This is a genomic window from Flavobacterium sp. JAS (genome assembly GCF_020991455.1).
GTDB lineage: Bacteria > Bacteroidota > Bacteroidia > Flavobacteriales > Flavobacteriaceae > Flavobacterium.
This window is the reverse complement of sequence record NZ_JAJMOX010000004.1, coordinates 92,556-119,446: the sequence shown is the minus strand read 5'-3', so window position 1 is coordinate 119,446 and position 26,891 is coordinate 92,556. Positions and strand designations below refer to the sequence as shown.

The window sequence follows — 26,891 nt, the reverse complement described above, 5'->3', positions numbered from 1 at the left end:
GCCTTCTTTATGAGTTAAGAAGGTTCATAATAATAAATGTTTCAGAGTGCTTGAATTTATTTTTTAATGCCCCTTAAGAAATAAAGTAAGAGCCATAAACAAAAAGAAGACCATGAAAAAACCTACTATTTTTAAAGCGTTAATTGCAGTTGTATTTTTATTGTTAAGTATTTCTTCTCGTGCCCAGTTAAGACAAGGCTTTGCTCCTAGATATACTACCAGTTTGAATGGAGACATTTTAGTTATTGGAAACAATAGCTTAAATAGAGATAATGGAAGAGGAGAACGACCTCGTAATGCTTATGATGATCAAGGTAGTTCAAGCCAGGTAAACGACAATTTCGATATGAAAAATATTGATATTGACAGTGAGACTTCTTTTAACTCAAGTTCTGCAACATTAACAATACCTCAAGCAAGTCAAAGTTGTTACGAAATTGTATATGCTGCTTTATACTGGTCTGGAACATATCAGGGTACTGATAGAAGTAAGATCAATCAGGTAAGATTAAAAACGCCTACAACTACAACCTACAAAGCTCTTACAGGAAGTATACTTTGGGATGAAGGTGGTACAGGTGTTACGAGTCCTTATGGATCATTGCCTTATGCTTGTTTTGTAGATATTACAGCAGAGGTTAAAGCAGCCAAAGAGGGGGTTTATACTGTAGCCGATGTGATGGCTTCTGAAGGTAAATTTTCTCCTGGGGGTAACTCAGCAGGTTGGTCAATTTTTGTAATTTATAAAGATCCGTTATTGCCTAGTAAATACATTACCAGTTTTGATGGTTTTAGTATTATTAGAAGCAGTGATGGACCATTAGATATTCCTATTTCTGGTTTTAGAACAAATCCTTTTGGAGATGTAAATGTAAAATTAGCATTTAGTGCATTAGAGGGTGATAATCAATTATCAGGTGATGGTCTTCAAATAATAGGAGGGAAACCCTTGAGTGTATGGGGGCCTATTTCTTCATTAGTAAGACCAATTGCAGCAGGTCCTCCGGTTAAACCCAACTTTTTTAATAGTACCATTACAGATGGTGATATTATTATGGGAGGTCGTACTCCAAACAGTAAAAATACCTTAGGGTATGATGCAGGTGTTGTAACTCTCGATAATAATGTGGGAGGGGTACAAAATAGTGTAATGCAAAACGATGAAACAAATGCTACGCTGAGAATAAATACAACTCAGGATTCGTATTTTATGTTTTTTAATGCATTATCGGTCGAGATTATTGCGCCAAAAATTGTACTAAGAAAAAATGTACTGGACAAAGATGATAACAATATTAATGCTCAAACAGTAACCCTGGATCAGGAACTTAGATATGAGATTAAGTTCAAAAACGAGGGTAACGATAATGCCAAAAATCTTACCATTACGGATGTTCTCCCTAATAATGTAATTTTTAACGGATTAAGTGATATTTTGGTCATGGACTCCAGAATTACTGCAGCTTACACTCCGGCAACAAGAACACTTGTATTTACTGTGCCTGACGCTTTGGTTGTTGCCAAAGGAGCAGAGTTCACACTTAAATTTAAAGTTAGAGTTGTAAAAGATTGTAACGAATTAGTGGATGCTTGTTCTAATGAAATTAAAAACACTGCTGTTTCTAAATATTTTGGAGATAAAAATACTACTCCGGGTGGTTTTGGAGAAGGCAGTTTTTCTACAATTTCACAATGTAATGTTGGAGAACCTACATCAACAAATTTCTTAGTAGGCATAGACAAATGTTTATTTAGCAGAGATGTTTCGTTATGTGGCACGGCAGTTTTAAAAGCAGCGAACGGTTACTCAACATACATATGGAAAGATCCAAATGGGGTTATCTTTGGAGGTAACAACCAATCAGTTACTGTAGATAAGCCAGGCATCTATACTGTTGATGACAGTGGAGCAGTAAACTGTAAACCTATACAACAGAAATTTGTAGTTACAGATTATTTAGCGAGTGCTAATAAAAATCCAATTAAAGGAGACAATATCGATCCTGCAACTGGATTAGCTTATGGTTGCGTTAGAGATTTAAAACCGTTCCCTAAAATATTTTTATGTGGTCTAAACGATAAGAGAGTTATAGATACTCAAATTACCGGGGCCACAAGTATTACTTGGCAGGAAACCAAAGATGTTCCTCCTGCTGGAAGCCCGGTTCCGGACTCTTGTCCTAATGAAGGAGCTACCAACTGGACAACCGTTGCAAACGGTCCAATATACACAGCTGATAGACCAGGTGTATTCAGACTTGTAGTAAATTATGGTAATAATACGTGTGTTGTTACATATTATTTTAATGTTTATCAAAATTTACTTGATGCTACAGTTAAGAAACAAGATATTGTCTGTAATACAAAAGGATCAATTACAGTAACAAATCCACTTCCAAATACAGGATATGTTTACAGTCTTGACGGAACAAATTATCAGGCATCAAATATTTTTAATAATGTTGCAAAAGGTTCTTATACAGTACTAATAAAACAAACAGTATTACAAACTGGACAAATCTCTGCTTGTACATTTAAGGTAGATGTAAATGTTGAGCAGCTTGATTTTACAACAAATCTTGTAGCAACACACCCACTTTGTAATGGTGAGCATGGAACTATAAAAGCAACTATTAATAATGTTCCTGGTCAATACCAATTTATTCTTAGAAAGAAAGGAAGTACTGTTGACATTCAAAATTCAGGATTAATAGATAATAATATTATCACATTTAATGGTGTTGATCCGGGAGTTTATGAGGTTCTAATGTCTACTGCCAATAATGGTTGTAGTGTTACTAAAGAAATTGAAGTTTTCGATTATCGTTTAACGGCTGTTGCTAAAGTTACCAAGGCACTTTCAGCATGTGGTGATGGAGAGATTACAGTTACAGTTACAGGCGGTACCCCAAGACCGGGTCCACCACCTTATTATTTATATTATGTAAATGGTAGTACAACTTTTGTTACAAACCCTGTAATTCCTGTAACAAGCCCTTTACCAGCTAGTGGAGAGTATAACATCGTTGTAGTAGATGCAAACAATTGTACAGTAACAATACCACCAGTTAAAGTTACTGATTTACCAAAACCAACAATTACGGCAACTCCAAATTCTGTTGATTGTTATGGAGTTAAAAGCGGTCAAATTGATATAACTGTAACACCTGCAAATTCAGGTTATGCAGTTTCATATAGTGTTGATAATGGAGCATTCAGCTCTGTTACTCCAATTACAAATCTGGCTGCAGGTACACATTCTTTAGTAGTTAAGTATACTTATAATGGTATTGAATGTACAGATCCGGCACGCACAATCACAATTGCAGGTCCAACAGATGCTCTAACAGCTTCTGCTGGTGTTTCTGAGTTAGCAGGCTGCGGACCGGCAGGATTTGAGCATCAAGGTAAAATCAGAATTACAAATGTTCAGGGAGGAACACCTGGATATACTTATAGTTTTGATGGTCAAGGAACATGGATTGCTTCAAACGAAGCTTATGTTAATCCAGGAAAATATACTGTTTATGTTAAAGACAGTAAAGGTTGTATCTATGCAATGTCAGATATTGTTTTAGATCCTAAACCAACAGATCCAACTATTGAGCCAAACCCTCAAGTTGTTTATAACTGTGATGGAACAGGAATAGCCACTGTAGTAGTAAACAATACAGGCGGAGGGAATTATACATACGAGTATTATATAGATACCAAGCCAAATACACCTATTACTAGTAACGTATTTAATAATGTTCCTACAGGTACACATCAAATATCAGTAAAATACAAAGCTGTTGCGGCTGCAACATATAGTAACTTATTACAAGAAGATTTTGGAAAAGGAGGTTATACTACAACTCCTGGAATCAGCCCGAAATATTGTTTTGAAGATGAAACGACTCCACACTCAGCAAGCTTTCCAACGATATGTGGTAACATCAATGATTATCAGATAAACGATGGTAAATATGCTGTCGCAAGCAGTATCAAAACAACTTTTGGAGGTACTTGGATAGTTGCTAAAGATCACACTACACCTGTTGATAACTTAGGAAGATTTTTATGTGTTAATATTGGAAGTTCAGCGGGAGTTGGAGGTATTATATACAGTAAACCAATTAAAGATGTTATTGTAGATCAACCTGTAATTATTTCGTTATGGGCAGAAAATTTAATGAAGAGTACTACTGGAAGCAATTATTATGATCCGGAATTAACTATTCAATTAATTAATAACTTAAATGGAGTAGGCGGAACAGAAACTATTGTTGCAACAACCGATACTGCAAATCCTTGGAAAGTGCCAAGAAATGAAATATGGAATTATAAAGAATTGTCTTTAAATCCTGGCGCTTATAATAATCTTAGCTTTGTAATTCGTTCTTATAATAATAAATTCAGCGGAAATGATTTGCTTGTAGATGATATTTGGGTTCGTCAATTACCTAAATCATGTATAACAGAGAAGAAATTTGATGTTATTATTCAAACTAATAAAGCATTTAAGGTTTCAGAACCAATAATTGATGATGCAACTTGTAGCGATAAAAGTGACGGACGTATTACAATAGCAGTTGACAATTTTGATGCTACTAATGGTTTTAAATATTCGATTGATAATGGACAAAATTGGAGTACTTCAACAACATCTCCAGTTATTATTAGTGGATTAACGAAAGGAACGTATAAAGTTATTGTTAAAAATGACGATGCAGGTTTATGTTCATCATCTTTTGACAAAGAGATTAAAGCTCCACTTGCGATTACATTAGTAGCGAGTGTTTTTACACCGCCAACATGTACTGTAGGTGCGGTTATAAAAGCTACTGCAAGTAACGGAACGCCAAATTATAAATATGAGCTGCGTTTAACAGATGGTACTATAGTTAAGGCCTTTCAGGATTCAAATACTTTCCAACTTAATGTTGGACAAGTAGGAGATTTTGTAGTTTTTGTAAAAGATGCTAGTAATTGTGCCTCTCCGGCTTCTAACACAGTAAATGTTACAGGAGCGGTTGCGCCTACAGCATCATTAGATGTTACGGCTTCAGACCTGTGTTATGATTCAGTTAACAAAGCTACATTGGTAGTTACTGTAAATAACGGAAAATCTCCATTCTCATATAGTTTAGATGGTCAGGCTGGTCAAACAGGAAATACTTTTACAAATGTTGGAACTGGTTTACATACTATTGTGGTTACAGATTCAAATGGTTGTACAGCAACAGTTTCTGGAATTCCAACAATAGCAGATGAGTTAAAAGCAGAAGCTAAATTGACAAAAACTATAGATTGTACAACTTCGCCTAAAGCTCAAATTACAATCATGAATATTCAAGGTGGTACACCTGGATATACTTATGAAGTGTCTACTAATGGAGGAACGTTGTTCACTCCAATGCTAACGGCGGTTTATGACACAGACATAGCAGGAAGTTATATCTTTAGAGTAACAGATTCTAAAGGTTGTAAGTTTACAACACCTGCTGTTTTAGTAAATGCAAAAGTAGATCCAACAGCTTCTTTAGTTAGTAAAACGGATCCTAAGTGTTACAAAGATGCAAATGGTCAATTTACAGTTTTAGCCGAAGGTGGCGCTGGACCAGCATACACATATAGTTTTGATGGAGGTGGTTTTGGTAACTCTGCAACATATTCTGGTCTTGATGCTTTTGTTGGATCTGTTAACAGCAGAGAATATACTTATCAGGTAAAAGACAGTAAAGGCTGTGTTTCTCCAATTTATAAAGTAACCTTAAACAACCCTACAGAAGTTGTTGCTTCGGCAAATTTTGCAGCAAATACAACTTGCAGCACTACAACGACTATTACAACTTCAGCCATTGGAGGTACAGGAAGTTATAAATATAATTTTGGTGTAGGTAATACAAATTACAATGATACCAATACATTAGTAGTAACGAATACAAACGCTGTTCAAACGATCACTTATTCAGTAAGAGATACAAACGGGTGTATTGATACAAATACAATTGATGTTCCGGCATTTAATCCGCCAACAAAAATTGCTTTCTCTACACCTGCAGCAATTACATGTAATGATACTAAAACAAGTATTACATTAACGGTTACCGGAGGTATTGCACCTCTTACTTATACTATTACATCAGGACCAGTAACCGGTTCTAATACTACCGGTACATTTAATAATTTAACAGCAGGTACTTATACATTTAGGGTAACTGATGCTACAGGATGTTCAACTACAGATTCAACAGTTATTAATCCAGCAGCTACAATTGCAGCTGCTGCTTCAAAAACCGATGAGTTATGTTTTGGATCTAATAATGGTACTGCAACATTTACAGTAGGAACAAGTAATTTCAACTATACAATTACTCCGGTTTCTGGAACAGCTAATAAAGTAGCTAATGTAGTTACTGTTACTGGTTTGGCTCCGGGTACTTATACTTTTGTAGCTACTGATATAAGTACAGGTTGTTCATCAACTCCTGTTGACGCAGTTATTGGTACTGCAACAGCAATTAACTATACTGTAACTGCTTCAAAAATAAATTGTTCTACTACAATTTCAACATTAACAATTACAGGTATTTCTGGTGGAAGCGGCGGATATACTTATGCTTATGCGGCTAGTCCATCTACTGTACCAACTACAGGTTATGGAACAACTTTAAAAGTTGATACAGCAGCATTAACGACTACTATTGATGTTTATGTTAAAGACACTAATGGTTGTGTTGTTAAGAAAACAGTTTCAGTTCTAACTGAAGATGCGCCACATATTGATACTCCTGCAACGCAATGTTATACGGGTGCACCAGTAAATATATTAATTACGGGAACTTATGTAGGAACACCAAGTTATAGTATAAATGGTACCAACTATGTACCTACAAATAATTTCAGTCTTACTCCAGGTAGTTATACTTTATATTTAAAAGATGGATTTGGCTGTCCTGCTACTACAACTTATGTAGTTCCGGAACAACTAACAATAAAAACAGAAGTTGAAACAGATGTTGCTTGTACTGCAAATACAACAATTAAATTAAGTTCAACTGGTGGAACAGGTGCTGTTACATATCAGGTTTCTTATAACGGTGGAGGGTATACAAATTCTACGAACCCTTATGTTGCAACTGCTACTGGTACATATCAATTTAGAGTAACAGATTCTAAAGCACCTGCTCCGGCTTGTTCAGCTTTATCTTCTGTTATAAATGTTACATTAAAATCTACTGTTTTAACAGTAAGCACAAGCAAAGTTGATGTAAAATGTCATGGAGAAAGTATAGGAAGTCTTTTGGTTACACCAACTTCTGGAAAAACTCCATATACTTACTCCATAACCAAAGGGGGAGTAGCAGTTTCTACAACAGTTTCAGCTACAACTGCAACAGCTTCAGCTACTGGATTGGCGGCTGGTATTTATGATATCGTTGTTACAGACGCTATAGGTTGTCAAGGTACAGCGCAGGTTACAATTACGGAACCAGCATTATTAGAGGCAAATGCTAATGTTGATCCATTTACATGTAATACTTCAAATACTAAGGAATCTAAAGATGTTACTGTTACTGCAATTGGAGGAAAAGGACCTTACACTTATAGTTTTAATGGAGGTTCTTATGGGACTTCGAATACGCTAACTGTTTCTGACAATGGTAATACACAAACAGTAAAATATTCTGTAAAAGATGATAACGGTTGTACAACAGCAGAACAAACGATTACAGTATCGCCGCTTATTTTGCCTAAGATTTCAAAAGTTGATGCTACTGTAATTTACTGTGATCCACTTGCAAACAGAACTAGTACAGCAACAATTACGTTATCTTCAGGATCTGGAACTTATACAATCGTTTCAGGACCAGTAATTAATACTTCAGGAGCAACAAACGGAAGTTTCACAGGACTTACTGCGGGTAATTATGTTTTTAGAGTAACTAACGCGAATGGATGTTATAACGATTTTTCTAAAAACATTCCTGCTTTAGTTTCGATTGATGTTACGGCAACTAAATTAAATGATGTTTATTGTCATGGAGACGCAACTGGAACGATAAGATTTAATGTTTCAAACTTTACTTCTACTTACAGTTATAAAGTAAACAGTGAACCTATTGTTACAGGTAGAAATGAGACCGTATTTACATTAAATCGTGGAGTAGGTATCTATAATGTTGTATTTACTGATGAAACGACTAATTGTGTATTAACAAGAAGTGTTCAAATTTTAGAACCTGTAAATGCTTTAGGTTTAGCAATTGATTCTAATGTAAATGCTAATTGCGGAAAAATAACTTCTACAGTTACTGTTCATGCTACAGGAGGAACTCCAACGTATCAATATGCAATATTAGATGCTGATGATACAACAAGTACTCCAATTTATGGTCCGGGAGCTGTATTTAATATTAATTCTAATTCAGGTGCAGACTTAAATTGGGTTATTTATGCTAGAGACAACAACGGATGTATAACATCAAAACCAGTTACAATTGCAACAGATACAAAACCAACGGTTTCTGCTGTAGTAAGCAATCAGTGTACTGCTTCAGGCAGTTCATTTACAATTGTTGCTACCGGAGCTAACGGAGTTGCACCATATACTTATACTATTAATACAGGTGTTGCACCAAGCCCGGCAGATACGTTTACAGTAGCTGCAGGTACTTATACTATTACAGTTAAGGATGCAAACGGCTGTACTAATACAACAAGCGTTACTGTAAGCGGAACAATGATTCCTACTGCAGTGAGAACAAAAGATCTTACTTGTGCGGCTGTTTCACCTACAGATGCTACGATAAATGTATCGGTAGTAGGAGGAAAACCAGCGTTTGGATACAGAGTAAAAATGCTTCCTGGTGCTTACACAGGAACACCAATTCCTTTTGCAGGAGTATCAACATCATTTGTATATACTACAGGAACAGCAGGAACTTACCAATTTGAAATTACAGATGCTAATGGTTGTACTAAAGAAACCAGTACAGTTGTTATTAATCCTACCCCAACTGTAACAGCATCTAGCACTCCTACTAATCCAACTTGTAATGCCGGTGTAGATGGTGTAGTGCGTTTGAATGCACTTACCGGAGAAGCACCATTTAAATATAGTTTTAATGGATTAGCTTTTGATGATGCTTATGTATTTGGAGGATTAGCAGCAGGAACTTACAATTATATTGTTAGAGACGTAAAAGGTTGTGAATATGCTAATACAGTTGTTTTAACGAACCCTGCTCCAATTGTAGGGATTGTAACTCAAACTCCAATTATTTGTAATTTAAATACTCTTGGAACTTTTAGTGTAAATGTAGATTCTGGAGGTAGTGCTCCCTATGTATATACATTATATGATACAAACCATGCTCAATTAGCAACATACACTGAAAATTCTGCAACACTACCAACAACTCCTTATACTTTTTCAGGACTTGATTTTGGTTATTACTACATTACAATTGTAGATGCTAACGGATGTAAATTTGAAACACCAAGACTTAGAATTGAAACACCTCCTTATTTAAAAGTAACTAGTACAGTAGATTCGAATAGTTGTGCTACTGGTGTAGATATTTTAGTTACTACAAGCGGTGGAACAGGGCCTTACAAATATTCTATTTTTGGTCAGACAGAAACTGCAGCAATAGCTAGTAATAGCTATCTTTTCAAGGGATTATTACATAATACAACTTACTTCTTGCAAGTAAGAGATGTTAATAATTGTATTTCTATTGTAGAGGTTCCAACACCACCAGCTCCATCTGCAATTAAAATTACGGGTACAGCAAGTACAAATGCTACTTGTGCCGGTGATTCTAATGGAACATTAAAGTTTACAGTTCAGAATTATAATGCAGCTGTAACACAGATAAATTATAGAATACTTAATGCTTTAACATTGTTACCAGTTTCACCACCAATTGGAGGACCATTAACTGGGCCAGCAGGTGGTCCTGTAACCCATACTATACCTAATTTACCAGCGGGTAACTATGTATTACAGGTTACAGAAGATGATCAAACACAATGTTCAACAGCTTACACTTTTGAAATCACCCAACCAGCTCAGCCTCTGAAGTCAAATATTACTTCAGTGATTCCTGCTAACTGTCATAATGGTGCTTTTGTAACAATAAAAACGACAGGCGGAACAGGTCCATATTATTATGGTGTTGCTGTTGCACCAGCTATTCCTACAGTTTTTACAAGCACTAATAATGTTTTAGAATTAGATCCTAGTTTAGGAACAAATTGGAATATAGTTGTTAGAGACTCACAAGGTTGTGAGGTTCCTTTAGGACAAGTAATTCCTGTAGATTCAAGTCCGGTAATTGCTTTAGATTTACTTAACGACTGTGCGGCAGAAGGCGCATTTACAGTAGAAGTTTCTGCAACTACTAGCGGTACAGGTGCTTATTCAATTAGTGTGGATAGTGATAACTCGTATGTGAGTATTCCTGGTGGATTACCTCATAATGTAACAAACCTTTCATCTGGTTCACATACAATTTATATTAAAGATGTCAACGGATGTGTTGATTTTAAAACTATAAATATTAATGCCCCTCTTAATTTATTGCCTGCTGTAATTAATACTGATCCAACGTGTTTAGCAATAAACGGAGGGAAAATAACATTAACAACTACGGGTGGTGCAGGTACATATACATATACTATTGATGCTCCTGGTGCAGTTGTAACAAATAATGTTATTACTAACATCGCAGCAGGAAACTATACTGTTACTGTGACAGATGGTGTTTGTAGCGCAACCGTTCCGGTTGAGCTTGCACTTCCAATTCCTGTAACTTTTGATGCAGTTGTAGTAGATGCTACTTGTTTTAATTCTAATACAGGAACTATTACTGTGAATTTACTTCCGGGTAATACAGAACCAGTGTATACTTATGCTATTGCTTCAGCAACGGCAACACCTCTTCCTGGTGGAATTGTATTGGTAGGTAATGTATTTACAAACGTTCCTCAGGGTAGTTATGAAATTACAGTAACTTCAGGAAAAGGCTGTCCGCTTACAAAGATTTTCGACGTGGGTCAGCCAACAGCAGCTGTAGGCGCTATTGTAACTGTAGATCCTTTTAGCTGTAATACAAGTAATTCGGTTAAAGAAGCTGTAGTAACAGTTGTTGGAACAGGTGGAACAGGACTATATCAATATAATTTTGATGGAGGTGCAGTGTACTACGATGATAATACTAAATTAGTAGATAATATTGCGGGAGAAACAGTGCATTATTACGTAAAAGATTCTAAAGGATGTATGTACGATGATACCGTAAATGTAGCTCCATATCAAAAACTAACGAGTATTAACTTTTCAATAGTGACAGCTCCGGTTTGTCCAACAAACGTTGCTGATGTTAAAGTTATTGTAGCCGGAGGTTATACTCCTTATGCGAAATATGAAATTATTTCACCTACATATGTTAATAACCTAGCAGTAGATACATTTACAAATTTAGATACAAATGTAAATTACTTATTTAGAGTTACAGATGCTAACGGATGTTACATAGAAGATACTTTTAAAGTTTCACCGGTTGTTCCAATCAATATTTCACGTACATCATTTACAAATGTAAGTTGTAATACTGCAAACGGAACGGATAACAATGGTACAGCAACTTTCACAGTTTCTGACTTTAGTTCAACCGGAAATTATACTATTGGAGTTACAAGTACTCCTGCTGGATTAGCATACAATGCACCAACTGTAGTATCTGACGTTATTACAGTAACTGGTCTTGTTGAAGGTACTTATACAATATCAGTTACAGACAAGACAACAAATTGTTCTAAATCAGCTGATGTTATAATTACAATGCCGGCTCCAATGGTGATCGCGGCAACTGCTACAAAAGTATTTTGTAACAGTCCTGATTCAGAAATTAAAGTTACCAGCGTAACAGGAGGAACATCTCCTTATACTTATGCTGTCGTTAAAGGATTAGATCCTGCTCCTACAACTTTTACAGATAATATTAATACACCATTTACAGCTCATACCGGTTTGGTTGATCTATCTTGGGATGTTTATGTGAAGGATGCAAACGGTTGTATTGCAGGACCACAAAATGTTCTTGTTACTTACAACTTGCCTCCGGTTCTAAATATGCCGGCGCAGCAATGTTTTGTTGGTGCAGAATTAACGGTTGATCTTGATGCATTGTCTACAACTTACAATGGAGTGAAATCATTTACTGTAAATGGTTTACCTGTAAGTTCTTTAGCAAAATTCACTGCAGATGGCAGTTATATATTAACAGTTATTGATGATAACGGTTGTAAGGATAGCAAAACTTTTGTTATCCAGAAACAATTAACTGCAAGTGCAACTTTAAAGAAAGATTTATACTGTACAGGCGCAACAGCTGCTACAATAGATGTCGTAATTATAGGCGGAGTAACACCATATAGTTATCAAATGTATTTCAATGGAGTTGCAACGGGTGCTTTAACAACTACTCCAGGTGATTTTACAGTTTCACCGACAGCAGATGGAGATTACTATTTTGTAATTACAGATAGTAATACACCAGCTTGTTCTGTAACAACAAATACAGAAAAGGTAACCGTTCCTGAACAGCCAGAGGGTACAGAAGCTCATGTTGATTTAAAATGTATGTCTGATACAGATGGAAGTTTAACAATCACGCCTTCAAAAGGAGTTGGTCCTTATACTTTTGCATTAACCCCTGCCGGTAATAATACAGGAAATACTTCTGGAACTTACACAGGTTTAACAGCAGGTAATTACTCTGTTATTGTAACAGACAGCAAAGGATGTTCTTCATTGGCAATTCCGGTTGTTTTAACTGAACCAGCAGAGCTTAAAGCTACTCATGCTATTTTACCAAATACATCATGTAGTACTAAAACTGTAATAGAGGTTACTGCTCAAGATGGTACGCCAGGCTACACTTACAACTTCAATAATAGAGGTTTTGATGGAGATAATACTTTCACAGTTATAGATAATGAAGATGGTACTCCCCAAACAGTTACTTATGTTGTTAGAGATGCAAACGGATGTGAATTTACCAGCCCGGTAGCGATTCCAATTATTCCGTTGAACAAACCATCAGACCTTTCATTTACAGCAACTGCTATTACATGTGCAACTGGAAACAGCAGTAATGTATCAGTTACTGCAACAAATGGTGTTGGTCAGTTAACATTTGAAATTACTGAGTTCAATGGTGCGGCTCCTGCAGTGCCTTACGCTCCTGTAACAGTTGCGAATAATACAATTCCAGCAGTATTTAACGGATTACCATTTGGTGACTATATGTTTAGAGTAACAGATAACAACAAATGTTCATACGACGAATTACTTCCTATTAAGGATGTTGTTAAAATAGAAGTGACAAATACGTTACTTACGGATATGTCTTGTAATACTACAAATGATGGAAAAATTACATTTGCGATTTCTAAATTTGCTGGTACATATACATATACAATAACTAAAGATGGCGCTCCTTTTGTAGCATCAACTACAACTTCTGATGTTGAGATTCCATTAACTGGTTTAGCTTTTGGAACTTATAAAATCAGTATTGTTGATGATATTACAACTTGTCCTACGGATTATTCAGTGATTGTAAAACAACCAAGCGTGGTTATAGTTACTGAAATAGATAAGATACCTGCAAATTGTATAAAAGGTGCTTTAGTAACCGTTCAAGGCGGCGGCGGAAGTCCAGATTATACGTATTCATTTGTAACTGCTGGAGATCCAGCTGGAGCATTTGATGCAGCTAGCATTAGAGAATTAGATCCTGCAACTCCTTCTTGGTTTGTTTATGCCAAAGATCAGAATGGATGTATTTCTGCTCCTATAACAGTGAACATTACTACAGATCCATTGCCAGCAGGATTTACAGCTTCGGCAACATCTCAATGTGCTGATATTGATGGTAATTATGAAATAGTTGTAAATGATGCTTTAGCTACAGGTATGGCACCTTTCACATATAGTATTGGAGGAGACTTCCAAACTGGTAAAACATTTACAGTGAATGTACCAGGTAAATACGATTTAACAGTAAAAGATAAATTTGGATGTACTTTTGAATTTACTGCTCTTGTAGAAATTTTAGAGCCACTAGATTTAAAATATAATAATGTTGTATTGCCAACTTGTGCTGATGGTGACGGAAGCCTTAGCGCTTCAGCAACGGGTGGTTCAGGTAATTACAGTTATACAATTGGAACCACAACTATTACTACAACACCGGCTAATTTTACACTTTTAAGTGCTGGTAAACATACAATTGTTGTAACAGATTTAACAACAGGTTGTCCTGCAAAGGTTGACGTAACATTAGGCGCAGCAACTCCTATCATAGGATTTGATGCAACTTCTACGCCAGTAACATGTTTTGGAAGTACAGATGGTACAATTACAGCTGTTATAGATCAAACAGGTGCAAATAATAATCCTACTTATATGTATAGCCTAAACGGCGGTACACCACAAGTAAATCCGTATTTTACTGGATTAGCCGCTGGAGATTACACAGTTGAAGTTGTTTCAGGAAGAGGTTGTCCAGATTCAATGCTAGTAAAGGTTGAAACCCCAGCTATAATCGCAGTTCCAGCACCAGCAGTTCTTGAATATGGTTGTACAAATGAAAATAATAGTAACTATGCAACAATTACTGTTAATGGAGTAACAGGTGGTTCTGGAAACTACACTTACGATTTCATTAAAAACGGAGTAGTAAAGTACAGCGGACCTAGAAATGTATTTACAGAAATGGATTATACAGGAGGTACTTATACAATAATTGTTAAAGATGATAAAGGTTGTATTGGTAATACTCAGACTGCTCCGGTTAAAGCATTTATTGCTATGGACAAAGTAGTAATTAATGTAGATACTAAGATAACTTGTATTAACAAGGAAAGCATCAGTGCTGCAGTTAAAGACAAAAATGGTGTTGATGTTCCTGGAATATTCGATTACACTATAAATGGAACTAACGGAACTGTTTATGGACCAATTACAAATAATGATGGAAAATTTGCAGGATTAGATGTAGGTAACTATATAATTTCAGTTCTAAACACAGATACAAAATGTATTATTGAAGCTGTTCATTTCATCTTCGAACCAAATGTATTTGTACTAAAAGCAGTACCGACAAGTGATAAAATTTGTTATGGTACTACAGCGGGAGTTGTTAATTTAACGTTATTGGATAATCTGGGTAATCCAGCAGGACCATTCACGTATACAATTACAGGACCTTACCCAAGTACAGCTGTTAGAACAGGTGATGGTCCAAATACAGAGATCAACCTTGTTGCGGGACAATATAGTGTTACAGCTAAATTGAAGAATTCTCCAGAGTGTACAACAGCTGCAGTTATATTCACAATTGAGCAGCCAACGGCAGAATTGGTTGTTACAAAAACGCAGTCTGAAATTACTTGTGCAACAGGTAATAATGATGGTGTAATCATTGCAAATGCAACAGGCGGATGGCCAGGTGAATATCTATACGAGTTAAGATCTGCAGGTATTACAGTTAAACCATATAATAGTTCACCAATATTTGATAATTTAACAGCTGGAGATTATACTGTTTTTGTTAAAGATGGTCTTGGTTGTGAAGCGTCTGTTGGTGCTAAATTAGTAAACCCGACACCAATACAGATTCAAATAAGTGCTACTCCAATGTTGACTTGTTTTGATAATGATAATGGAGTTGTAACTATTAATTCAATAACTGGAGGTTCAGGAAATTATACTTACACGTTAAACGGAGTATTAGCTGATGGAACTGTAACGGTAGAAGAATCACAAGGTATTATTAATCAATTTACAGGATTAAAAGCAGGAACATATACGGTAACTGTAAAAGATACCTGGACTTGTACAAGTGTTTCGAACACAGTAGTTATTGGTCAGCCAACGGAAGTAAAACCGTCATTAGCTATAGCTAGAAATGAAACATGTCAATTAGTACCAATATTGAAACTTACAGTTACAGGTGGAAATGCGCCATATTACTATAGTGAAGATGGAACAAATTATTCAGCTTCGTTCAATGGAAGTATTGATATTACATTGCCAAAAACAACTGTAAGTAAAGACTACCAATATTTTGTAAAAGATCAAAATGGTTGTGTTAGCACTGTGTCAAACATTGTTAACGTTCCAGTAGTTCCAAAATTAGATTTTACAAGCGTGGTTGGTGTTGATATTAAATGTAAAGGAAGTGCCGAAGGTACAATTACAGTAGTAGCAACAGGAGGTTTAGGAAACTATGTTTATACGTTGCAAAATGCTGCAGGAGTTAATATTACTCCAGCCCCAACACAAGTTACTCCAGGAGTATTTACAGAGTTACCAGTTGGAAAATACATAGTAAAACTAGAAAGTTCTGATTGTTCAGTAAACTCAGTTATGGTTGAAATAAAAGAACCTAACATAGCTTTATCAGCCGAAGCAATACCAACAGACGTTACTTGTAATGGTTTCAATAATGGAAAAATTACTGTAAATGCTGCAGGTGGAACAGGAGTTTATAAATATGCAATCGAGCCTGAGTTCAGACAGTTCTTTGACAAAAATGTATTCGAAAACTTGAAACCAGGTTTCTATGATGTATTAGTTCAAGACGAAAATGAATGTTATATATTCATCAAAGACGTTGAAGTAAAAGAACCAAATCCATTAACCGGAGCTTTAGTAGACGGTTCTTTATTCCAGGAAACATGTGCTGGTGAGAAAGATGGAGCATTTAGTATCATAGTTTCAGGAGGTACTGCAGAATATAGTGTAAGTCTTGATGCCGAAAACGGACCATTTACGCAAGGTACTGCAGGTCAGACAAGATTTGATTTCGATAATCTGTCAGGAGGTCCACATATTGTTTACTTTGTAGATGCTAGTGGTTGTAACGGTCAGGTAGACATTGCTATGGATGCAGCAGTAACGCTTAATCCAACTAATGAAGTTAACTATGACTGTGTGAACAATGCAGCTTCAAATATGGTAACAGTAGATCCTGGTTATGATGGAGATCATTCTGAGATTGATTACAGTTTAGATGGTGGTCAATGGCAAATGAATAACATCTTTACAGGTCTTACTCCAGGTAATCACGTAATCAAAGTGAGACATACAAACGGATGTAGTGCAGATACAAGTTTCATTATAAAAACTGTTGATCCATTAGTATTAACTTTGTCTGAAGAGAAAGGTGTTTGGAACGTGATCACAGCGACAGCTACTGGCGGAAGCGGGGATTATGAATACAGTATAGATGGTATCAACTTTAGTTCTGAAAATAAATTCAAGATCTATAAAACAGATACTTATACAATCATTGTTAGAGATAAAAACGGTTGTACAGATACGAAATCTATCCCAGTTAAATACATAGATGTGTGTCTTGATAACTACTTTACTCCGTCTGGTGCAACAAATACCACTTGGGGTCCTGGTTGTACAAATATTTACGACAAGCTTGAGTTCTCTATCTTTGATAGATACGGTCGTGTAATTGCTAAGTATCACTATGGTCAAAAATGGGATGGTAGATATAACGGTGCAGAATTACCTTCTGGAGATTACTGGTATGTTCTTAAATTGAATGACGAGAAAGATGACAGAGAGTTTGTAGGACATTTCACTTTATACAGATAACAAAATAAGAGCCCCTAATGATGTTATCTAAAAAAATTATTACAATGAAAAAGTTTATTTTATCTTTAGTACTCATGGCTGTAACAACAAGTTACAGCCAAGAGTTAAACCTACCAGTTTTTACGCAATATCTTGCAGACAATCCTTTTGTTATCTCACCAGCTTTTGCCGGTATTGGTGATAACCTTAGAATTAGAGCCAATGGACTCACACAATGGGTGGGAATTAAAGATGCACCGGAGAACCAATCGCTTTATGCTGATTTCAGGGTCTTAGACCGTTCAGGAGTTGGTATCTCAGTTTACAATGATAAAAATGGTTACACTCGTCAAACGGGAGCAAAAGTTTCATTTGCGCACCACATCATTTTAGATTATTATTCAAAGCAATATCTGTCTTTTGGAATTTCGTATAACTTTAATACTTTCCGTATCGATACAGATCAGTTCAATACTACGATAGAACATCCGGTTATAGATCCTTCTGTAACAGATAATCGCTATAATGCCAATAACAATTTTGATATTAGTGCATTGTATCGTAATAAAGGATTTTATGTAAGTTTTAATGCCAATAACGTTTTAAAGAAAAACACTGATAAATACAGAGGAGTAGAACCAAATTTACTTTCGAACTATCAGGTTTACTCGGGATTTGTTTTTAGAGACTTAGAAAACAACCGTATCGAATATGAGCCATCTGTTTATTACCAATACTTCGCAAGTGATAAACGTTCAACAACCGATTTCAACTTCAAGTACAGACGTTACAATCGTTACGAAGATTATTACTGGATAGGTGTTTCATATCGTTTCCTAAACGATCAGTTCCCTAAACCTTTATCAGTTGGACCAATGGTTGGTTTCATGAAATCTAAATTCTATTTTGGATATTCATACCAGGTAATGTTCAACGATCTTGGAGCTTATAATACGGGTACGCATTCTATTACAATCGGTTTCGATTTCTTACAATCAATCAGTAATTGTCCTTGTACAGAAGGTCCGGTGCACGATTAATTCGATTTTTAAGCATTTTAATACTAATTTGTTTTTTTTTCAGGATTTACAACGTTTTCGTTGTTATTGATACATTATTTTTAGAATTTTCAAATTTGTTAGTACTTTAAAAGTTCTATATTTGTTTTTCTATCAGAAAAATTAAAAAACTATCATAATGAAAACTTTAAACGATTTCGATTTTAAAAATAAAAAAGCAATTATCCGTGTTGATTTTAATGTGCCACTGGATGAGAATTTTAATGTAACAGATGCAACACGTATTGAAGCAGCGAAACCTACAATTGATGCAATTTTAGCACAAGGCGGAAGCGTTATTTTAATGTCGCATTTAGGAAGACCAAAAGGAGCAGAAGAAAAATATTCATTAAAACACATTTTAAAAACAGCTTCTGAAATTTTAGGAGTTCCCGTTAAATTTGCTGAAAACTGTGTTGGAGAAGTAGCTCAAACTGCTGCTAAAAATCTACAACCGGGAGAAGTTTTATTATTAGAAAATTTACGTTTTCACGCCGAAGAAGAAGCTGGAGATGTTGCTTTTGCAAAAGAATTAGCGTCACTTGGAGATATCTATGTAAATGATGCTTTTGGTACAGCGCACAGAGCACATGCTTCGACTACAATTATTGCACAATTTTTCCCAACAGAAAAATGTTTTGGAACATTGTTGGCTAAAGAAATTGAAAGTTTAAATAAAGTACTTAAAAATAGCGAAAAACCAGTAACGGCAGTTCTTGGAGGATCTAAAGTTTCTTCGAAAATTACAGTTATCGAAAACATTCTGGACAAAGTAGATCACATGATCATTGGTGGCGGAATGACTTTTACATTTGTTAAAGCATTAGGTGGAAAAATAGGAAATTCTATCTGTGAAGATGATAAACAAGAATTAGCACTTGAAATTTTAAGATTAGCAAAAGAAAAAGGAGTACAAATTCATATTCCGGTTGATGTAATTGCTGCTGATGATTTTTCAAATACAGCAAATACAAAAGTAGTAGATGTTAGAGAAATTCCTGACGGATGGCAAGGTCTTGATGCAGGTCCTAAATCTTTAGAAAACTTCAAAAAAGTAATTCTGGAGTCAAAAACTATTTTATGGAACGGTCCATTAGGAGTTTTTGAAATGGAATCATTTGCAAAAGGAACTATTGCATTAGGTGATTATATTGCTGAAGCGACTGAAAACGGTGCTTTTTCATTAGTAGGAGGTGGCGATTCTGTTGCTGCTGTAAAACAGTTTGGTTTTGAAGACAAAATGAGCTACGTTTCCACTGGTGGAGGCGCAATGCTGGAAATGTTAGAAGGAAGAATTTTACCTGGAATCGCCGCGATTTTAGACTAAAATATCACAATTAACATTTTTTTGCATATTTTTCATCGTTAATCTATTTATGTTTGCAAAAGTAAGACTTCTGTAATTGTTTGGATTATAGGATTTTAAAAAAATGTTATATGATTGTAAAAAAATTATCAATAGTGGTTTCGGCTTTTTTTTCGATGTCGATGTTTGCGCAGGAAGCTGCAACAACTTCAACGGTAGAAATTAAACCAGAAGTAAAGTTATCTTATCTTGATTCTGTTAAGAGTACTTTCAAAAAGGAGGATGTTGCTACTCGCGTAGATAGCCTTTGGATGAAAGAACTTACAAGTTTAGATATTTATGACGATCTGTCAAAAGACATTCAAACTATCAACACAGACGTTACCGTTGATGAAGAACTGCCAACAGAGTTGCTAAAACAACGACTTACGGCAATGAATGAGAAATCGCCTTTTGAAATTGAATACAATCAAGGTTTAGAAAATATAATAAAGTCATTTCTTAAGAATCGTAAAAAATCGTTTTCTCGATTAATGGCTTTATCAGAATATTATTTCCCAATTTTTGAGGATGCTTTTGCCAAACAAAACGTTCCTTTAGAAATTAAATATTTAGCCGTTGTAGAATCTGCTTTAAATCCTAAAGCAGTTTCTAAAATGGGTGCCACCGGACTTTGGCAATTCATGTACGGAACCGGAAAACAATACGCACTTAAAATTGATTCTTATATTGATGAGCGTAGTGATCCACTTAAAGCTACAGCCGCAGCATCAGAATATATGACCAAGATGTATAACATTTTTGGTGATTGGGAACTGGTTTTAGCTTCTTATAATTCAGGACCGGGAAATGTAACAAAAGCAATTCGTCGTTCTGGCGGAAAAACAAAATACTGGGATATTCGTAGTTATCTTCCAAAAGAAACACAAGGTTATGTTCCGGCTTTCTTAGCAACAATGTATCTTTTTGAATATCATAAAGAACACGGAATTAACCCGGAAAGAGCAGTCGTTAAAAACTTCGAGACAGATACAATCAATATCAAAAAAGAAATGACATTCAAGCAAATCGCAGATTTGTTAGACATGCCGCAATCTCAGATACAGCTTTTAAATCCTTCTTATAAATTAAATGTAGTGCCTTATTATCAAGGAGAGCAGCATTTTTTACGTTTGCCGAAAGACAAAATTGCCACTTTCGTTTCAAACGAAAATAAGATTTATGATTATGTAGCTTATCAATCACAAAGAAGAACTTTGCCGACTCAATTGGCAATGAAAGTTGCTCCTAGATCAAAACCTATTGTAAAGGAAAAACTGGAATTGGCTAAAGATATTCAGTTATATAAAATTAGAAAAGGAGATAACTTAAGCACAATTGCTGCAAAGTATGATGTAAATGTAGCTGATTTAAAGAAATGGAATAATCTTAAATCGAATGCAGTTGCGTTGGGAAGAACATTAAAAATTAAATCAGATGTTGATCCGATAGCTAAAAATACTGAAGAAATAAAAACGACTCCTGTAGCGGATAAAAATACCGAAACAGCAATTGCATCTGCAGATGGCAATGAAAAGTCAAATACAGTAAATCAGGAGTATGTTGTAGCAGCGGGAGATAATTTAGGAAGTATTGCCAAAAAATTTGGTACGACTGTTGCTGACTTAAAAGATCTGAACAATCTAACATCAAACAACGTTGGTTTAGGTAAAACGTTAATCGTCTCTAAAATTATTACTATTGTCGAAGGAAACAATGTAACGACAGCAATCGCAGTAAATAATTCAATGGATCCATTTAAGAAAAAAGCAGCTTCTGCAAAAATGGGAGAAGATTATTACGTTAAAAAAGGAGATTCGTTGTATAGTATTTCAAAAAAATACCCTGGAATAACAATTTCAGATATTAAAAAATGGAATAATATTAAAGATGGAGATATTAAACCCGGAATGAAACTTAAAATAAACGGATAATAAAAAATCTTATTTAAATTTGGGTTTTATTTCATAAATTAATAAAATGAATAAAACCCATTTTTTATTGTTACTATTACCATTTGTGCTGATTTCGTGTTTTAGAAACGAAAGACAATCCCAGCCTGTATCCGGTAAAACAAATACAATTTCCATAATTATAGACGATCAGTTATGGTACGGAGAAGTGGGTGACACCATTAGAAATAAATTTGCTTCGCCCGTTTGGGGACTTACCCAGGAAGAACCGCTTTTTACAATCAATCAATATCCTGCCAAATTACTTGAAGGTTTCGTTACCGATAGCCGAAGTATTATTGTTGTAAAAAAAGCAGCTACAGACAAATTCGAAATTATTCGAAGCAAAACATTACCACACAACACCTTTCGCATTTATGGAAAATCGATAGACGACATAATTTGCAGTATCGAATTAAATTCGGCGCAAATCATTAAGATCATTCGGGATGCCGAGATTCAGAAAATTCAGGAAGATAATAGCAAATCGCTACTTCATCCGGCGGTTATCAAGAACAAGTTTCATATCGACATACAGATTCCAACAGGATATGAATATATGTTGCATAAAAAGAACTTTATTTGGCTCAAAAAAGATATTATTAGCGGAAACACGAGCTTGCTTATTTATCAAATTCCGCTTCACGATTTTAAAACCGGTTCTAATGTTGTTGGAAGCATTATTAAAATGCGTGATTCTATTGGATATTACATCAAAGGCCGCGAACCCAATACCCGAATGATTACCGGAGAAGCCTACGCACCTTATTTTTCAACCACAGAATTAGACGGAAAAAAAGCCTTTGAAACCAAAGGAAGCTGGGAATTGAAAAATGATTTTATGGCCGGCCCATTTATAAATTACGCCATTGTAGACGAAACCTATAACAGAATATTAGTTATCGAAGGATTTTGTTATTCCCCATCAAATGAAGAACGAGATTTAATGCTGGATCTTGAAGCCATCATAAAATCAGTCAAAATCGATAAAAGATAGTTTATATATTTTTTCATACTTTTGTTTTAATAATCATTAAATCAGTTAATTATGAAAAATTTTTGTATCACACTATCAATGTTAGCGTTGTGTTTTGTTTCGTGTAAAAAAGAAGTAAAAACTGAAACAGAAACTTCAAAAGCAGCTGATAGTATTAAAACAGAAGAAGCAATTGCCGAACAGCCTTTAGATTCGGCAGCAAAAATGAAACTATGGGCAGCCTATGCTACACCAGGAACTGCCCATAAAATGATGGCAGATGAAACAGGAACCTGGAACTGTGACATGACTTTCTGGGAAGAAGCAAATGGAAAACCTCAAAAGGCAACCTCTACAGCTAATATAAAGATGGTACTTGGCGGTCGTTATCAGGAAGCCAATTATCAGGGAAACATGATGGGACAGCCATTTGAAGGCAAAAGCACATTAGCCTACAATAACGCCAGTAAAGAATACACTACAACCTTTATCGACAATATGGGAACAGGTATGATGGTTGCTACCGGTAAATATGATGATAAAACAAAAAGTATGGAACTCAAAGGAGAAATGGTAAATCCGTTAAACGGCAAAAAAACACCTTACAGAGAAGTGTATACTATTGTTGATCCAACTACCCGTAAATTGGAAATGTTCGACACCAAGAATGAGGCAGAGTACAAGAGTATGGAAATCATCATGAAGAAAAAATAATTCCACTATTAAATAGTTTAGATAGCATATTCTCTGATAAAACAAAACACCTGACTATTCTCAGTAGTCGGGTTTTTTGTTTATATCTGAGGAATCTTCGTCTTAGTTTAGTTTTTTGAATTAATTTAGGGGCTTCAAAGTTAACAAAAGAGAATAATGGAATTAAAATGGAAAATAAAGCCGTTTGAGGCGCTAACGGTTCATGAGTTATATGATTTGCTCAAACTAAGAAGTGAGATCTTTGTATTAGAGCAAAACTGCGTCTATTTAGACCTTGATGGCAAAGACAAGAAAGCATTACACTTAATTGGAGAATATGATGGTAAAACAGTGGCCTATTCACGTCTGTTTGATGCCGGAATTAGTTTTGATAACGCATCTATAGGCAGAGTTGTAGTGGATGCCAATTATAGAGATAAAAAATGGGGACACGATTTAATGCGTGAAGCTATTGCCGGAATAAAAACACATTTCAATAAAGATGCAATCACGATTGGTGCTCAATTGTATTTAAAGAAATTCTACGAAAGCCATGGATTTGTCCAAAGCAGCGAAATGTATCTTGAAGATGATATTCCGCATATTGAGATGATTCGTGGATAAACAACATAGAGCTAAAGTCACAATGTTGCAATAATATTTTATTGCTTTAAATTTAAATCATAAGTAATTTAAAAACAATTATTTATTAGTTTGTTTTAGAGTAAAACTTTAAGTAAAAAAGACTTTGTGGCAAATGACCTAAACTTTGGTGATCACAAATTCTACACGGCGATCGAGAGCATCGCCTTTTCCTAGCGGATATTTATTGCCGCAACCCAGATAATTCATCCGGCTTTTAGAGACTTTTTTGGAAATCAAATAGTGGAAAACGGTTTTGGCACGGTTCCAGGAAAGTCGTCTTTCGTTGGTATCTTTGTCAATTCCATCACTATATATGTCTGGCGTACAGCAAACATGGCCTCTAATTTCAAATTGTAAGTTCCTTTTGTTCTGTAACAATTCGGCGATTTTGTCTAATTCTTTTTTCGAATTATTCGTGAGTTTTGAACTTCCAAGATCAAATAAGATGTTATCAAGATAGATTTTGTCGCCAACCTTCAAATTATTTCTAAACGAATTATAGATTCCTTTTCCAAAACTGTTTCGTTTTACAACAATCAAGTCAACTCGACGGTTTTTAGATCTCGTTTCATGAAGATTTTCAATAGTATCAGGTCTCACAACCACGCGGCCTTTTCCTTCCAGAATAACAATTCTGCTTTGATTAAAGCCTTTCGAAATTAATAATTCCTGAATAGTATTAACGCGGTTATTTGACAAACGAAAATTATATTCATCATTACCGCGATCGTCGCAATAACCATAAATCTGTATTGACTCGACTTTTGAGGTGTCAATAGTTTTAATAAAATTAGTTACAACTTTGGTTTGCTGATCTGTAAGGTCATACTTGTCGAAATCAAAGTAGACAGTTTCGATAGGTTTTTGCTGTGCCGATAAATTGTAAATAACAAGCAGAAAAAGGACTCTACAAATCTTCATTATTTTTTACATTTTTAAAATCGTCTTATACTCAGTTTGATTATTTAAAACACTCACCGCTTTTTTAATTTCTGAATTGTTTTTAATGTAAAATTGATACAAACCTTCTTGATATTGGTATCTTTTTATAAGCTCTTCCTGAATCAGGTTTCTAATTTCCTTTTGATTTTTATCTAACAAAGTAGTTTCACTTTTCTCAAGAGCGTTTAACAATTGCTGATATTCCGGAGCAATAGTTTCGTCGATTTTTTCAGTTTTGGCTGCGGCCAAAGTATTTTTCAAAGCGACCTCCGTTTCCGTGTCAAAAGTGATTTTGTTCGTTTTCAGGTATTGTTTAAAGCTCGTATAATCAGCATCTGTAACGGTTGGAATCTTATCTCCTAAATTTGGATTTTTGTAATAATAAGAAGTTGCATAATCAAAGATTCCGTCGTTTTTTAACAAAGCAGTTGTAATTGGGCTCATTTTAGTTTCGTCCAGTTCAATATCCGGTAAAACACCGCCGCCATCATAAACCGTTCTTCCTTTTCTGGTTTTAAAAGCATTAAAGTTTTTGGCATCCGTTTTTTGAGCAACACCATTTTTGTCTTTATGTGCATAATCCAAAGCCTGAATACAACGTCCGGAAGGCGTGTAATAACGAGAAATGGTTACTTTTAGCTGAGTTCCATAAGTTAAATCAACAGAACGCTGAACCAGACCTTTACCAAAACTACGGCTTCCTAAAATCACGGCACGATCTAGATCTTGTAAAGCTCCCGAAACAATTTCTGATGCAGAGGCACTTCGTCCGTTAACCAAAATCGCCAATGGAATTTGAGTATCTATAGGCTCTTTAGTTGTTTTGTAAGTGTTATTATGTTTTTCTATTCTTGATTTTGTAGTTACAATAACTTCGTTTTTAGGAACAAACAAATTACAAATATCAATAGCTTCGTTTAGCAAACCTCCTGGATTTCCTCTTAAATCAAGAACAATTTGAGTAGCTCCGTCAGCTTTTAGTTTTTCAAGCGCATCTTTTACTTCATTAGATGCTTTTCGGCTAAAGTGTGCCAAAACGATATAACCCGTTTTATCGTCGATTTTTCCGTAGAAAGGAACTGATTTAATATCAACTTCATCCAGAACCAATTCGGTTGTCAAAGTTTTGTCCTGACGAACGTATTTTATGTTAATCTTAGTGTTTTTTGTTCCTTTTAATAATTGTGAAGCATCATCTTTAAAATCAGCAATCAAAACATCCCCAATCTGAATAATTTCGTCACCCGCTTTTAGTCCGGCTTTATCGGCAGGATAATTTTTATACGGTTCACGAACAATTAAACGATCTTTCTTTCTGGCTATCATAGCCCCAATTCCGGTGTATTCACCCGTATTGTTAATCTTAAAGTTTACAACATCCTGCTCATTAAAATAAACCGTATAAGGGTCTAAACTTCCCAACATGCTTTTTATGGCCTTGTCCATTAAATCACCCGGATTAGTCTCGTCGACATAATTGGTGTTTACCGCTTTGAATAATGTCGTGAAAATCTCTATTTGCTTGGCGATTTCAAAGAAATCATCTTTGAAACTGGTTCCAATAAATAAAAATCCGGCTGCAACGGTTGGAATAATGAACTTCTTTTTGAAATAAGGATACATG

General features: G+C 35.3%; 9 protein-coding genes. 7 read left to right on the top strand and 2 right to left on the bottom strand.

All coding sequences use genetic code 11. The annotated features are described in order from the left end of the window. Positions 1-112 precede the first annotated feature (112 nt). The 7 genes from LPB88_RS06465 (at position 113) to LPB88_RS06435 (ending at position 24,304) form a co-directional block, all read left to right on the top strand. The gene (locus LPB88_RS06465) at positions 113-17,677 is read left to right on the top strand and encodes a T9SS type B sorting domain-containing protein (RefSeq protein ID WP_230713750.1); all 17,565 of its coding nucleotides are present in this window, start codon (positions 113-115) and stop codon (positions 17,675-17,677) included. Positions 17,678-17,721: 44 nt separating this feature from the next. Next, positions 17,722-18,696, top strand: coding sequence for a type IX secretion system membrane protein PorP/SprF (locus LPB88_RS06460; protein WP_230713749.1), 975 nt, complete (start codon positions 17,722-17,724; stop codon positions 18,694-18,696). A 157-nt stretch (positions 18,697-18,853) separates the two neighbouring features. Next, positions 18,854-20,041: a phosphoglycerate kinase gene (gene pgk / locus LPB88_RS06455; protein ID WP_230713747.1), complete on the top strand. Its 1,188-nt coding sequence runs from the start codon at positions 18,854-18,856 to the stop codon at positions 20,039-20,041. A gap of 110 nt (positions 20,042-20,151) precedes the next feature. Further along, on the top strand, positions 20,152-21,993 hold the full coding sequence (locus LPB88_RS06450; RefSeq protein ID WP_230713745.1) for a LysM peptidoglycan-binding domain-containing protein: 1,842 nt from the start codon (positions 20,152-20,154) through the stop codon (positions 21,991-21,993). Positions 21,994-22,039: 46 nt separating this feature from the next. Continuing rightward, entirely contained in the window at positions 22,040-23,008 is a 969-nt protein-coding gene (locus LPB88_RS06445) for a DUF4837 family protein (RefSeq protein WP_230713743.1), read from the top strand. A gap of 51 nt (positions 23,009-23,059) precedes the next feature. Then, positions 23,060-23,701, top strand: a complete 642-nt coding sequence (locus LPB88_RS06440) for a DUF1579 domain-containing protein (RefSeq protein ID WP_230713741.1) — start codon at positions 23,060-23,062, stop codon at positions 23,699-23,701. A gap of 156 nt (positions 23,702-23,857) precedes the next feature. Then, positions 23,858-24,304 (top strand): GNAT family N-acetyltransferase, encoded by a 447-nt coding sequence (locus LPB88_RS06435; RefSeq protein WP_230713739.1) that lies wholly within the window; start codon positions 23,858-23,860, stop codon positions 24,302-24,304. 138 nt (positions 24,305-24,442) lie between these two features. Here the strand turns inward: LPB88_RS06435 and LPB88_RS06430 are convergent, their stop codons facing one another. Both LPB88_RS06430 and LPB88_RS06425 read right to left on the bottom strand, forming a co-directional pair. Beyond that, positions 24,443-25,246: an OmpA family protein gene (locus LPB88_RS06430; RefSeq protein WP_230713737.1), complete on the bottom strand. Its 804-nt coding sequence runs from the start codon at positions 25,244-25,246 to the stop codon at positions 24,443-24,445. A 6-nt stretch (positions 25,247-25,252) separates the two neighbouring features. After that, positions 25,253-26,890, bottom strand: a complete 1,638-nt coding sequence (locus LPB88_RS06425; protein WP_230713735.1) for a S41 family peptidase — start codon at positions 26,888-26,890, stop codon at positions 25,253-25,255. Between the last annotated feature and the right edge of the window lies 1 nt (position 26,891).